Below are 12,999 nucleotides of genomic sequence, written 5' to 3'. Positions count from 1 at the left end.
AAGAATTAATATAATTTATTATAAAATGAAGCATCTGAACTTGAAGTTCTAAGTGTAATTTGATATGGTTTCAATAATTGAATAAACCTTTCTAGGGTTCCACAACGATGGTGTTGGTTCGGTCCGAGAGAAAGGCACATATTTATATGTGACACGGAAGGATAAAAGCCTGGGAGATAGTATAGATAACTATCTCCCAGGCTTTTTTAATTTTAAAGGAGGATTTTGATATGAATTGGTTGAAAATTGTTATTGCAGCCATCTTTGAAGTGGGCTGGGTGATTGGTTTAACTCATGCTTCATCAGTATTTGAATGGATTTTGACAGTTATTGCTATGTTTTTAAGTTTTTATCTTCTTATTGAAGCATCAAAAGTATTGCCAGTGGGTACCTCTTATGCAGTTTTTGTAGGACTTGGTACAACCGGCGTTACGTTATTTGATTTTATTTTCTTTGGTCAACCATTTAATCCAGGGAAAATAGTATTAATCATAACATTGTTGCTAGGTGTAATTAGTCTGAAATTAGTAACAACAAATGAAGGAGGGCGTTCATAATGGCTTGGATTTTATTGATTTGTGCAGGTGTATTTGAAATGCTTGGTATCACATTTTTGAATGCTTATGTACATAGTCACAAATATAAATCGCTCGGTTGGATGTTAACATTCTTTGCAATTAGTTTTTTAACATTATCTATTGCTATGCAACAGTTGTCGATGAGTACTGCATATGCTGTATGGACCGGTATTGGTGCTGTTGGAGGAGCAGTTTTAGGTATGGTTTTTTATAAAGAATCAACAGATATTAAACGGATTATTTGTATTCTTGTTATATTGGGTAGCACGATTGGTTTGAAATTATTAAGCTAAAAACGAATTGATTTGAATCACAACAATTCATTTTCTGTTCCAAGCTTTTCAAATATTGACCAATGATCCAAATTTAAATTTAGTTCATCTATTATTTTCACTTTATAATAAACGGATGGTAAAAGATTTATTTCGTGTGTTGCGATACCGTGCGCATCTTGATAACATAATTAAGGTGGAGGTGCAGAAAATGGAAGGATTAGCCGCATTTATAACAATTACATTAATGATTATTATCGTTCCAGGACCTGATTTTTTCGTCGTGATGAAAAATTCGATCACTTCTGGTAAAGGTAATGGCGCAATGGCAGCATTGGGCATAACGACAGGCCACGTTGTTTACTCTCTACTAGCGGTATTTGGTATTATTTTTATTTTGGCTAATATGTATTATGTGTTTTTAGTGATTAAAATACTGGGCGCTTGCTATCTTATATATTTAGGTATCAAAAGTATTATTAGCGCACGTCAAAGTATGAATTTTTCAACCACACAAATGAAAGCACAACAAATAAGTTATTTAAGCTCATATAGACAAGGTTTCTTTAGTACCATTTTAAATCCAAAAGCATTACTCTATTACATAAGTATCTTGCCGCAATTTTTAAGTGCGGGCGATGGTGTTACAACACAAATAGCTGTGTTATCTGCGATTGTAACAACGGTTATTTTATTATGGTTTATTTTCTGTGTATATATTTTTCAATACATTAAATTACTTTTTGCAAACAGAAAGATTAAAGCTATTTTTGACTATACGGTAGGAGCAGTATTAATTGGTCTGTCGCTTAATTTATTATTTAGCAAAAGTAGTTAATCTAGATTTAACTAAAAACAGCTTGAGGAAGTTAAAACTTCCCAAGCTGTTTTTTAGTATATTTTCATGGCTATCTAATATTCAAAAATAAACGATTTATCTTAGGGGTTAAAATAAGCATTTTCAGAAATTAATACTTTGATGCCACGATAAACATTTTTAATCGTATACCAAATCGTGAGTATAATTAAAATAACTGCAAAAATAATCGTTATAACCATAATTGTTTGATGTTGTTGATTGATTAGCATACCACCTAAACTTGCAATGATAATAATAAATATTGGCCCTAAATATGTGATGATATGATAGAATAACGATTTAGCAGCATGTGTTGATGCTGGTTTGTCAGCAAAAATCCAAATGATGATGGGTAATATGATTGGTGCGAAAAATATACTAAAATAACTTACAGAAGCTAAGACACGTCCGGCTTGTGTATCTGATTTTAAAGGTTGTTCATTCATTTTGATCACCTCACATTTAAAGTAACAGAAATAAATCTTGTTTTATAGAAGTTATACCTCATCTAACAAAAATGTTACCTTATTTAAAAATGCAAAGGAGTACAAACATATGAAGTTATACTTAATTCGCCATGGTGAATCAAAATCAAATTATGATAAAAAAGAAGGGAATCATTATTTTTGTGGTCAATTAGACGTTCCATTAACTGAAAAAGGCGCTCGAGATGCACAATTATTACAACATCATTTTAATAAATTAAAAATTGATCATATCTATATGTCTGATTTAACAAGAACGCGACAGACTTATAATGCAATTTTTGATAAAGATATTCCGGCAAGTGTGACGACATTATTGAGAGAACGTTCTTTAGGTAAGTTTGAGGGCGAAAAAGTGAGTGAAATTGAACAAGATACTCAATTTGCAACATATTTTAACGGCGGTCCAAACAGTTCGTTTAGACACAGTTTTACTCAAAAAGCACCAGCAGGGGAAAGTTATGAAGATGTGTTACAACGTGTAGAATCATTTTTTAAACAAGAACTAGATACATCTTTAGATACGGTTGTAATCATTGCTCACCAAGTTGTAATTAGGTGTTGTTTCGTTTATTTAGGTTATGAAAATAAAACATCTGTGATAGATAAGAAAATTGAAAACTGTGTACCTTATGAAATTGAGCTATAGTATCGATAAAATCATGTATTAAAAAACCTGAACTGTTTATCTACTCAGTTCAGGTTAATATTTTTTTGCTGCTGTTAAGCTATCGTGAAATCCTTGGAATACAGTGTTGATATTGTCTAAGAAACTACCAACAATAACTGCGAGTATGACGTAAGTAATACTTAAAGCAATAGATTTATATGAAATTACGCCATAAGTTTCTTTTTTCTCAAAGAGATTAAAAGCTATGAAGACAGCAGCCATAGCACCTAGTAAAATTGTAATTACCATAGTGCGACCTCCTTAAAAAAGTTTTCGGCTGTGCTCCTACGTTTACTATGTTCAATCTTATAACATAGGATAACAAATACTTCTCTGAGAAAAAAAGGCATATTATATTAAAAAACCTTACAATCGTGTAAGGTTTTTTACAAACATAAGTCAATATGAATCATATAATCTTAAGTAAGCGCTTAAAAGGCTTTATAGTGCTGGAAATAGGTAATGTCATCATTTTGTAATGCATCATGTTTATTTTGATATCAATTTAAAGTGGATTTGATAATTATTCAAAAAATGTTCACAAATTCAAGTAGTTCCATAAAACTGTATTTACTTATCTATTGCATCACTTTTAATACCCTTATCTTTAAGGAATTTTTTGATTTTTTCTTGTTTTTTACCATTTACGTTACCTGCATTTTCTGCTGGTACGTCTACTACGTTTAGCTTATTTTGAGGTTGATAGTTTACTTCTTCAATTTGTTTATCAGCATCTTTAATAGTGGTATTTAACGCTGTGAAATAGTTTATGATTCGATCAACATCGTCTTTATAACCTTTAGGTAGATGATTGTCTTTGACAAATTTTTTGAAACGTACGTCATTTTTAACCGCATTGTGTGATAAATTAGATAATCTTTTTGCTTGTGCATCAGTAATTTTAGTATCTGTACCGGTTTGTTTATCTAATTTATATTGTAATAAATATTTATTGTCGAGGATATCTGAATTAACATCCAGATATTTTTTAATCGCTTTGTTCATTTCCGCCTCGCTTATATTTTCTCCCTTTTTGTTAGTATCAAAGATATCATTTTCTGTAACTTTTTTTACATTTGAAGGGGCGTGTTTCTCACTGTGTTGCTTATCACCATTTGAATCGCCATTAGCACATGCTGTGAGTATCATAGTTAGCATGAGTACTAATGTTATAAGTATACTTTTTTTCATAAAACGTATTGCTCCTTTAATAATAGTCCGATTTATATATTAATTTATGTGCTTTTGAAATTATAACCTAAGACTATCATTTCAAGCTATTGATTGATATAGATGTCGTAAAGTTAAACGCACAATCTTTTGAACAAAGTTTGAAAATTCGAGTCTATACGTTTCATAACAACGAAAAAAGTCTCTACTATCACATAGAAGCTAAAACAACAAAAATAAAAAGGAGAACCAATTTGGTCCTCCTTTATAATCTATTTGAATAGGGAAGTGATTAGTGTCGAATAATATAATCAAATGCATTTAGTGCAGCATTTGCACCTGCGCCCATTGAAATAATGATTTGTTTATTACGATCGTCTGTGACATCACCTGCAGCAAATACTCCAGGGATGCTTGTAGCATTTTTACGATCAATGATTATTTCATTTGCTTGGTTTAATTCAACGTAATTTTCTAACCATTCTGTATTTGGAAGTAGTCCGATTTGTACGAATATACCTTCCAATTCTATCGTGTGATCTTCACCAGTTGCTTTGTCTTGATATTTAAGACCAGTAACTGAAGTTTCACCTAATACTTCGGTTGTTTGTGCGTTTTTAATAATTGTAACGTTTGGTAAAGAGTTTAAACGTTCTTGTAATACGTTGTCTGCTCTAAGCGTAGCGTTACGCTCAAGTAGGGTAACATGTTCTACAATACCTGCTAAGTCTATTGCAGCTTCAACACCTGAGTTACCGCCACCAACAACAGCAACGTTTTTATTTTCAAATAGAGGTCCGTCACAGTGCGGGCAGAATGCCACCCCTTTATTAATAAGGGCTTCTTCACCAGGTACTTCTAACTTACGCCAGCGTGCACCTGTAGCAATAATAACAGTTTTACTTTGTAATTTAGCATCATTATCTAAAGTGATAACAATACCATTGTCTGTTTTTTCAATATCACTTGCTCTGACACCTGTCATGATATCCACATTATATTGTTTTACATGATCTTCAAGTGCAGATGAGAATTTAGGACCGTCTGTTTCTTTGACAGTAATAAAGTTTTCGATTGTTGCAGTATCATTGACTTGACCACCAATGCGATCAGCAACAATACCAGTGCGCAATCCTTTACGTGCAGTATAGATAGCGGCACTACCACTCGCAGGGCCACCGCCAACGATTAACACGTCATAAGGATCTTTATCGTTGAATTCTGAAGGGTCTGCTTTACTACCTAGTTCAGATAATATATCTTGTACTGTCATGCGTCCATTGCCAAATTCTTCACCATCTAAATAGATAGCTGGCACTGCCATGATATCTTCAGATTCTTCTCTGAAAATAGCACCATCAATCATTGTATGAGTAATATTTGGGTTTAATAAACTCATTAAGTTCAATGCTTGAACGACATCAGGGCATTTTTGACAAGTTAAACTAATATAAGTTTCAAAATTGAGTGGGCGATCTAAAGCTTTAATTTGATCTATTACAGATTGTTCTTCTTTAGGTGCGCGACCACTTACTTGTAATAAAGCTAATACAAGTGAATTAAATTCATGACCCATAGGTAAACCAGCGAATGTAATACCTGTATCTTCGTCAGGTTTATCCACTGTAAAACTTGGGGTGCGTTTTAAGTCTTTCTCTTCAATTGTGATATGGGATGATGCTGCAGCAACTTCATCTAGCAACTCTTTTAGTTCTTTTGATTTATCATCTGTACCAAGACTTGCGCTTAGTACAACATCACCTTCCATTAATTGAAGTAATTGTTGTAATTGTGATTTTAGCTGATCATTAAGCATTCAAATCAATGCCTCCTTAGATTTTACCTACTAAGTCAAGACCAGGTTGTAATGTTTCTGAACCTTCTTCCCATTTTGCTGGGCAAACTTCACCTGGGTGTTGACGTACATATTGCGCTGCTTTAATTTTGTGTACTAATGTACTTGCATCACGGCCAATACCGTCTGCATTAACTTCAGCTGCTTGAACTACACCATCAGGGTCAACGATAAATGTACCACGTTGAGCTAGGCCGAGTTCTTCATCTAATACGTCAAAATTACGAGTGATTGTTTGTGAAGGGTCACCAATCATTGTATATTGAATTTTGTTAATCGCTTCAGAATGATCATGCCAAGCTTTGTGCACGAAGTGTGTATCAGTTGAAACTGAATATACGTTTACACCTAATTCTTGTAATTTATCATATTGATTTTGTAAATCTTCTAATTCAGTAGGGCATACGAATGAGAAGTCTGCTGGGTAGAAGCAAACGACACTCCAAGAACCTTTTAAGTTTTCATCAGAAACTTCGAAAAACTCATCTTTCTTTGGATCGTAAGCATTAGCTGTAAATGGTAAAATTTCCTTGTTGATTAAAGACATGTGAAACATCCTCCTATTTAATAACTTAGTGTTAGTTTAAGTATTATTGAATTAGATTATCATAATTTCTTAATTATAATAATTCTAATCTTTCGTTTACTATTATTGCATGTAGCTATCGTTTCGTCAACATTAGAACCTTCAAAGCACAATAGTTATAAATCGTGCTCGTTATTTGCATTGGAAGACAATAAAGTTGATTCAACTACATTCAAAAATGAAAGCATATACATTATTTGTATTTTCTTTCACACTCAATAAATAGCCTTCCTATTCTCAACTAAACATAAGAATTGAGAAGGGAGGCTATGAAAGTTTGATATGATGGGCTTATAAAAATTGTCACAAATTTGTGAATGCAATTACTGCATTCGGAATTTGTAATGATAAGCGAATATTACATCATTCTTAATGATAATTCATAGATTTATTGTTCAACACTGTCATCGCATTTTTACATTTATTCAACGGTTTCATACTAAAAATAGATAACTGTATTTATTGAATGATTAAATTGCATAGAGTAATTATTTTAATTTTTGGAAGCATTGGTTTTTATAATCAAACAAACGACTGTACCATCCACCAAATAATAAACGCTACAGGGAAGAATAACCACCAATAGTTGGATAAAAATTCCCAACCATTCATAGGTCGATCTTTCTGATTAGAAACAGGTTGTTGATAGGTTTCAATAATCGTCTTTTTAAATGCTTTATCTCCTTTAATGAGTTCATCTAAAGATACGTCGAATAAATCGCTCATTTTAATAAGCATATCAATACTAGGATAGACTTTGTTTAGTTCCCATTTTGAAATGCTTTGGCGTGAAATATTTAATATTTCTGCAAGTTCGTCTTGTGACCAATTTTTGAGTTCACGTTGTTCTTTGATTCGTGTTCCAATTTCCATAGTTATCACTCCTTTTATTTGAAATTAACTGTATAAACATGTAATGTCACGCACTTAATCGTTTCTTAGTGTGCAACTAGTAGTTGCGATTGCATATTTGGAGGTGTTTTGGAATGAATAGAGCTTAAAATTAAATCTTTAAATATTTAATATGTATTTACCCATATATACATAAAAAAGACGAGAAAGAAATTAAATTACAATGAAAAATTTCTTTCTCGCCCTTTTGTATAATTAAATATATCATTTAATGGACAGATGATTTTAATTTTATAAGTTTATCTGTCCCAATATCTTGCGCGTTCAAATGCTTGAACAATTGTTTGAGCATCATCTGAAATAAATACACCAGGTGCGTCCAAGTCTAGTTTTGCACTTGATAGTTTTTCTGATGCGGCTTGATTAACTACTAACGGTTTGTTGTGTTTGTAAGTGAGTTCAGCAAATGCCTCTGCATCAGGTGATAATTGTGTACCATCTGAAATTACAAATACACTATCAAATAATGTAGGGTGTGCAGTATCATACGTCTCAGTTATGCCGAAATCTTTAGTGATATCCTTGGGTTGCTTACCTACAAAAGCGTAGTTGAGTTTGTTGTCGACAAATGTTTTTGCGTATGATTTTAATGTTTCCTCATTTATTTCACCATTCACTAGTACTGCTACAGAATGTCCAGGTAACGGTATATCGAATTTTTCCATTGTTAACTTACTATCTTTTGCATCAGTTTGTACTTCTTCATTTTCTTCTGGAACTTCGACACCTACATTTGCTGCGACACGCTCTGCCAAAGTACGATCAACTTTGTTCAATTGATTTACTGCATTTTGTTTAACCATAGCTGATTTACATTTACCAATTTCAAATGAAAATCCATCTACGGTATGGTCAAATTCAGGCTCTGTTAAACTGTTTAAATAAAGTTTAGCTTGACTGTAATAGTCTTTAAAGCTTTCACTACGTTTTTGTATTTTACGGCCTTCAACTTTTTCTTGATAATGTTCATAGCCGCCTTCTTCTTTAGGTGTTGTGTGAGGATCGTTATTGTTTAAAGCATTGTTGTGGTATGCTGTTTGTCCTTTGTGGATATTCATTTGATGCATAGCGTCTCTTTGATTGTTGTGTACTTCGTTAACTGGTCGATTAATTGGGATTTGATTAAAGTTTGGTCCGCCCAATCTTGATATTTGCGTATCTGTATATGAGAATAAACGTCCCTGTAATAGAGGATCGTTAGAAAAATCAATGCCAGGTACGATGTGACCAGGATGGAATGCGGCTTGTTCTGTTTCGTCAAAAACATTAGATACATTTTGATTCAACGTCATTTTGCCAACAATTTCAACTGGAACCTCATCTTCGGGCCATATTTTTGTTGGGTCTAAAATATCAAAATCAAAATCAAATTCTTGTTCTGGTCGTATGACTTGAAGACCTAATTCCCACTCAGGGTAGTCTCCCTTTTCAATTGCTTCATATAAATCTTTACGGTGGAAATCAATATCTTTACCAGATAAGATTTGTGCCTCATCCCATACCAATGATTCTAAACCTTGAACTGGCTTCCAATGGAATTTAACAAAATAGGATTGACCTTTACTATTAACTAAACGGAAAGTATGAACACCAAAGCCTTCAATTTGTCTGAAATTTTTAGGGATTCCTCTGTCACTCATAGCCCAAACAGCCGTGTGCATTGTTTCTGGGTTTTGTGCGAAAAAGTCCCAAAATGTATCGTGTGCAGTGCCACCTTGAGGCATTTCATTGTGCGGTTCAGGTTTAACAGCGTGAATTAAATCTGGAAATTTAATAGCGTCCTGTATAAAGAAAACAGGTATGTCATTACCTACTAAATCAAAAATACCTTCATCTGTATAGAATTTTGTAGCAAAACCACGCACGTCTCTTACTGTGTCTGGAGAACCTTTTGACCCTTGGACAGTAGAGAATCTGACAAACACTGGGGTAGTCTTTTCAGGATGTGTTAAAAAGTCTGCAGAAGTGTATTCAGATAAGTCTTTGTAAACTTGGAATTCACCGTGAGCGCCAAAACCACGTGCATGTACGATTCTTTCAGGAATACGTTCATGGTCAAAGTGCATAATTTTTTCTCTAAAATGAAAATCTTCTAGTAAGCTAGGACCACGTTCACCAACAGTTAAGGTGTTTTCATCCTCGTTAACTTTAACACCATTATTCGTCGTCATTGCTTTATCGTCATTGTTTTTTTCTACATTTTTTAATTGTTCCTGTTTTTTGTTACTCAAATGAATTACCCCCTTATTACTATCGTTCCACATTAATGATTTTAAAAACATTTCAATTTTTGAATTAATTTTGAACATTATTATTTTTTTAACGAGGTATTTTACAAAACGCAAAAATGTTTGTGCTTATGCGAAGTCTGAGAGAAAAATTTTTAGAAGTATGTGTTGTATATTCATTTATGACATATGTGTGTTAAGATGACTTATTTTTTGAGTCACATAAACGTTACATTAGAGCTTTATTTTGTTCATATATTTTATGAATACCTAATATTTAATAGGGGATTAACATTTAATTAGAGTGAAAAAAGGGTAAACAAATAACAAGCAATTCATTACGAGCTTTGTTAACATTTAAATACTATAAACATTTACATAAAAGAGGAGCGGATAATACATGTCTGATTATGTATACAACTTATTGAAAAACACCATTCAGTCAGAAGCTTTAAGGATGAACCTATTTCAGAAGAACATATTAAAAAATTAATTGAGGCGGGTCAAAGCGCTTCAACGTCAAGTTATTTACAAGCTTATTCAATTATAGGCATAGATGATCCTGAAATTAAAGAAGACTTGAAAGAAGTCTCAGGTCAACCTTATGTGGTAGAAAACGGTTATTTATTTGTTTTTGTCATGGATTATTACAGACATGCAATTGTAAATGAAAATACTAAAAAAGATATGGCGACATCATTTGAATCAGCAGAAGGTTTATTGGTCGGCACGATTGATGCGACATTAGTTGCTCAAAATATTGCTGCTGCAGCTGAAGATATGGGATATGGCATGGTTTATTTAGGATCACTTAGAAATGATGTTGAACGTGTGCGTGAAGTTTTAGACTTACCTAAACATACTTTCCCATTATTTGGTATGGCATTAGGTCTGCCAGCAGATGATGAAAATGGAAATCCTAAGCCACGCTTACCACTTGAAAATATCTTCCATCACAATAAATACGACAGCGATAAAGAAACGCAACGTAAAACATTGGCAGATTACGATGAAACCGTAAGTAAATATTATGCATCTCGTACAAATGGCGAACGTAATGAAACATGGTCGGAACAAATTTCTAATTTTATGAGTGCTAAGCAGAGACTAGATATGTTAGAACAATTGAATAAATCAGGTTTTATTAAAAAATAATTCACTGACAACTTCTGTTGCGTGTCATTTATGATGGATAGGCCATATCTAAGAAAGGGGTTGGTTATGTTGAGCATGTTTGATAAATTTTTTGGTAAGAAAACGCATGGAAATCATAAAGCTAATGAGCAATATATTTATTCTTCTAGCAGTAAACTAACCCCTCAAGAAGCTCAAGCTTATTGGGTGAAAATGGCCCAAAAGTTAGTTGTCGGAGCAATTAATTCCGTTGATCACACAGCAGAACGTATATTTATTCTTATTTCATTTAACGAAGATGATTCTACGATAGATATATTCTTCCAAATGGACGGCCAGTTAAGAATGTGGAATGATTTAGATAATCAAACGCATAAAAAAACCATATCTAATAGTTTAATTTCACAAGCACCGAATCTCGTGAAACATGTGAACTGTTTATACGATAGTGTTGATTTAACTCGGCTCGCATATTCACAGATTCAATATGAATTTGAAAGCAAGGCATGGTATTTACACGATATTAGTGAAGATAGTGCCGAAGCGCATCTAGACAAAAACCCTGCATTTTTAAAGTGGTTTGATGATGTATCGAATACGATTGACACCATTCCGTTAGATGGCAAACAGAAAATCACTTGGGGTCCCTTCAAACCAAGATAGCAAATATTAAAAAGTGACGATAAAATCATCCTTAATGAAATTATAGAAGAGACGTCGTTAAGAAAAATAATTAAGCATGAAACATTTTCATATTAAATAGAGTTATTAAGTTGATTAACTCAATATTGTCAATGCTTTAAGCGTTTGTAATTTCAACAGTTTGGCTTAAACAGTAAACGTCAATTTCTATTGTAACAATATAGAAATTGGCGTTTTTTTATGGAATTTTTGAGTTTGTTGCGCAATGACAGTGCTTAATATTTTATGATAATAAAGAAAATTCAAGTGTTTGTACAACTTTTAATAGCTTTTGAACGTATATCCAGGTTTAATGATTATTCGTTTTCATAAATCCATTAACTTAATATAATAATCAATTTGTTAAATTGTTTATTATATTATATAAAATTCTCTATTTTGTGAATTTATTCACAAATATTTCATAAAAGTCTGTTTTTTGCCATTGTAAGTGCTTTCACAAAGTTTTATGATGTGGTTGGAAATAAAAAAGTGATAGATATCAATGAAAATAGAAAGAGGTTTGAGGAAATGGATATTATTTTAGGTGTAGGAACGCTACTCATTGTTTTGTTAGCTATGACGCTATTTTTAAACTTTGCACCTTATGGTAAGAAAGGACTACAAGCATTATCGGGCGCTGCCTGTGCAACCTTCTTACCGCAAGCATTTTTAAGTTATGCCATTGGCGGTGTCTTTGACATTAAATTTTTGCAAGAGATTGGTGACTTAGCCGGTAGTTTAAGTGGTGTGGCAGTCGGCTTTCTTACTTGTTTAAAATTAGGTGTCTCGCCAGTTTTTGCCGTAATCGTTGGTTTAGTACTTCATGATTTTAAATTACTACCTGCTTTTTTAGCTGCTTATTTAGTTTCTTTTGCTATTAAATTTTTAGAAAAGAAAGTCCCTGAAGGCTTAGATTTAATTACTGTAATTTTATTTGCTCCTGCTGTTTCATTCCTTCTTGCAAGTATTATGAGCCCGGGTGTTATCGCATTATTAAAACAAATTGGTAGTGCCGTGACAGCTGTTGGTGATAACAATCCCTATGTCTTAGCAATTATTTTAGGTCTCATTATTCCTGTTACAGGTATGACACCACTTAGTTCTATGGTATTAACAAGTTTATTAGGACTAACTGGTTTGCCAATGGCAATTGGTGCACTGACATGTACGGGTAGCTCATTTGTCAATTTCATTATGTTTAAACAATTAAAAATAGGTAACGCTTCTAAAGCTTTTGCTGTTGCAGTTGAACCATTAACCCAAATAGATATTATTGCGAAGTATCCTTTACAACTCTATGGTACAAATGCGCTTATTGGTGTTGTAAACGCATGTATCGTCACATTTAGTGGATTAGTAATCAATGTGACAGGTATGGCGACGCCAATTGCCGGTGCTATTGTATTGTTTGGATTCAATGATCCAATTAGGTCTGTAATAACGATTGTTACGGTATCAATTACTAGTATTTTATTAAGTCTAGTTATAGGAAAAATGATTAATAAATTTAATATGACAAGCTTAAATTTCAATCTACCTAGAATGAAAAAACAGACAAATTAAGGA

The 12,999-nt window shown here is 32.9% G+C and carries 13 protein-coding genes, 1 pseudogene and 1 riboswitch; of the genes and pseudogenes, 7 read left to right on the top strand and 7 right to left on the bottom strand.

Features of this window, described 5'->3' with window-relative positions:
- The first annotated feature begins 80 nt into the window (after window positions 1–80).
- A riboswitch (guanidine-I (ykkC/yxkD leader) is annotated at window positions 81–178 on the top strand.
- Between the two features lie 52 nt (window positions 179–230).
- From KA873_RS08460 to KA873_RS08450, 3 genes are all read left to right on the top strand, one after another.
- Window positions 231–557: a DMT family transporter gene (locus KA873_RS08460; RefSeq protein ID WP_107383851.1), complete on the top strand. Its 327-nt coding sequence runs from the start codon at window positions 231–233 to the stop codon at window positions 555–557.
- Window positions 557–871, top strand: coding sequence for a DMT family transporter (locus tag KA873_RS08455; RefSeq protein ID WP_213014016.1), 315 nt, complete (start codon window positions 557–559; stop codon window positions 869–871). The genes KA873_RS08460 and KA873_RS08455 overlap by 1 nt, the downstream gene beginning before the upstream one ends.
- Before the next feature lie 190 nt (window positions 872–1,061).
- Entirely contained in the window at window positions 1,062–1,688 is a 627-nt protein-coding gene (locus KA873_RS08450) for a LysE family translocator (RefSeq protein WP_019469885.1), read from the top strand.
- A 101-nt stretch (window positions 1,689–1,789) separates the two neighbouring features.
- Here KA873_RS08450 and KA873_RS08445 read toward each other — a convergent pair whose 3' ends face one another.
- Entirely contained in the window at window positions 1,790–2,155 is a 366-nt protein-coding gene (locus KA873_RS08445) for a magnetosome magnetite crystal formation protein family (RefSeq protein WP_119535573.1), read from the bottom strand.
- Window positions 2,156–2,264: 109 nt separating this feature from the next.
- On the opposite strand from KA873_RS08445, the gene KA873_RS08440 reads away from it, so the two are divergent.
- Window positions 2,265–2,843, top strand: coding sequence for a histidine phosphatase family protein (locus KA873_RS08440; RefSeq protein ID WP_107505024.1), 579 nt, complete (start codon window positions 2,265–2,267; stop codon window positions 2,841–2,843).
- Window positions 2,844–2,897: 54 nt separating this feature from the next.
- Here the strand turns inward: KA873_RS08440 and KA873_RS08435 are convergent, their stop codons facing one another.
- The 6 genes from KA873_RS08435 to KA873_RS08410 all read right to left on the bottom strand — a co-directional run bounded on the left by KA873_RS08435 (window position 2,898) and on the right by KA873_RS08410 (window position 9,618).
- Complete coding sequence (locus tag KA873_RS08435) at window positions 2,898–3,113, bottom strand: hypothetical protein (RefSeq protein WP_107383855.1); 216 nt, start codon at window positions 3,111–3,113, stop codon at window positions 2,898–2,900.
- Window positions 3,114–3,434: 321 nt separating this feature from the next.
- Window positions 3,435–4,055: an NDxxF motif lipoprotein gene (locus KA873_RS08430; RefSeq protein ID WP_210140238.1), complete on the bottom strand. Its 621-nt coding sequence runs from the start codon at window positions 4,053–4,055 to the stop codon at window positions 3,435–3,437.
- Between the two features lie 271 nt (window positions 4,056–4,326).
- On the bottom strand, window positions 4,327–5,850 hold the full coding sequence (ahpF, locus tag KA873_RS08425) for an alkyl hydroperoxide reductase subunit F (protein WP_210140237.1): 1,524 nt from the start codon (window positions 5,848–5,850) through the stop codon (window positions 4,327–4,329).
- 16 nt (window positions 5,851–5,866) lie between these two features.
- Window positions 5,867–6,436, bottom strand: coding sequence for an alkyl hydroperoxide reductase subunit C (gene ahpC / locus KA873_RS08420; RefSeq protein WP_107383858.1), 570 nt, complete (start codon window positions 6,434–6,436; stop codon window positions 5,867–5,869).
- 561 nt (window positions 6,437–6,997) lie between these two features.
- Window positions 6,998–7,348: a helix-turn-helix domain-containing protein gene (locus tag KA873_RS08415; RefSeq protein WP_107383859.1), complete on the bottom strand. Its 351-nt coding sequence runs from the start codon at window positions 7,346–7,348 to the stop codon at window positions 6,998–7,000.
- 278 nt (window positions 7,349–7,626) lie between these two features.
- The gene (locus KA873_RS08410; RefSeq protein ID WP_210140236.1) at window positions 7,627–9,618 is read right to left on the bottom strand and encodes a catalase; all 1,992 of its coding nucleotides are present in this window, start codon (window positions 9,616–9,618) and stop codon (window positions 7,627–7,629) included.
- A 397-nt stretch (window positions 9,619–10,015) separates the two neighbouring features.
- On the opposite strand from KA873_RS08410, the pseudogene nfsA reads away from it, so the two are divergent.
- From nfsA to KA873_RS08395, 3 genes and pseudogenes are all read left to right on the top strand, one after another.
- Window positions 10,016–10,770, top strand: a pseudogene (nfsA, locus tag KA873_RS08405) (oxygen-insensitive NADPH nitroreductase).
- A 75-nt stretch (window positions 10,771–10,845) separates the two neighbouring features.
- Complete coding sequence (locus KA873_RS08400) at window positions 10,846–11,412, top strand: hypothetical protein (RefSeq protein WP_107383882.1); 567 nt, start codon at window positions 10,846–10,848, stop codon at window positions 11,410–11,412.
- A 549-nt stretch (window positions 11,413–11,961) separates the two neighbouring features.
- Window positions 11,962–12,996 (top strand): PTS sugar transporter subunit IIC, encoded by a 1,035-nt coding sequence (locus KA873_RS08395; RefSeq protein ID WP_107385940.1) that lies wholly within the window; start codon window positions 11,962–11,964, stop codon window positions 12,994–12,996.
- The last annotated feature ends 3 nt before the right edge of the window (window positions 12,997–12,999 follow it).

The organism is Staphylococcus sp. GDY8P45P, from assembly GCF_017892745.1.
Classification (GTDB): domain Bacteria; phylum Bacillota; class Bacilli; order Staphylococcales; family Staphylococcaceae; genus Staphylococcus; species Staphylococcus cohnii.
The sequence above is the reverse complement of the archived record's forward strand: the minus strand, read 5'-3'. Positions and strand labels throughout refer to the sequence as shown.

Excerpts from the sequence above, each read along its gene's own strand:
- KA873_RS08460 (WP_107383851.1), top strand. The coding sequence starts at position 231 with ATGAATTGGTTGAAAATTGTTATTGCAGCCATCTTTGAAGTGGGCTGG.
- KA873_RS08455 (WP_213014016.1), top strand. The coding sequence starts at position 557 with ATGGCTTGGATTTTATTGATTTGTGCAGGTGTATTTGAAATGCTTGGT.
- KA873_RS08450 (WP_019469885.1), top strand. The coding sequence starts at position 1,062 with ATGGAAGGATTAGCCGCATTTATAACAATTACATTAATGATTATTATC.
- KA873_RS08445 (WP_119535573.1), bottom strand. The coding sequence starts at position 2,155 with ATGAATGAACAACCTTTAAAATCAGATACACAAGCCGGACGTGTCTTA.
- KA873_RS08440 (WP_107505024.1), top strand. The coding sequence starts at position 2,265 with ATGAAGTTATACTTAATTCGCCATGGTGAATCAAAATCAAATTATGAT.
- KA873_RS08435 (WP_107383855.1), bottom strand. The coding sequence starts at position 3,113 with ATGGTAATTACAATTTTACTAGGTGCTATGGCTGCTGTCTTCATAGCT.
- KA873_RS08430 (WP_210140238.1), bottom strand. The coding sequence starts at position 4,055 with ATGAAAAAAAGTATACTTATAACATTAGTACTCATGCTAACTATGATA.
- ahpF (WP_210140237.1), bottom strand. The coding sequence starts at position 5,850 with ATGCTTAATGATCAGCTAAAATCACAATTACAACAATTACTTCAATTA.
- ahpC (WP_107383858.1), bottom strand. The coding sequence starts at position 6,436 with ATGTCTTTAATCAACAAGGAAATTTTACCATTTACAGCTAATGCTTAC.
- KA873_RS08415 (WP_107383859.1), bottom strand. The coding sequence starts at position 7,348 with ATGGAAATTGGAACACGAATCAAAGAACAACGTGAACTCAAAAATTGG.
- KA873_RS08400 (WP_107383882.1), top strand. The coding sequence starts at position 10,846 with ATGTTTGATAAATTTTTTGGTAAGAAAACGCATGGAAATCATAAAGCT.
- KA873_RS08395 (WP_107385940.1), top strand. The coding sequence starts at position 11,962 with ATGGATATTATTTTAGGTGTAGGAACGCTACTCATTGTTTTGTTAGCT.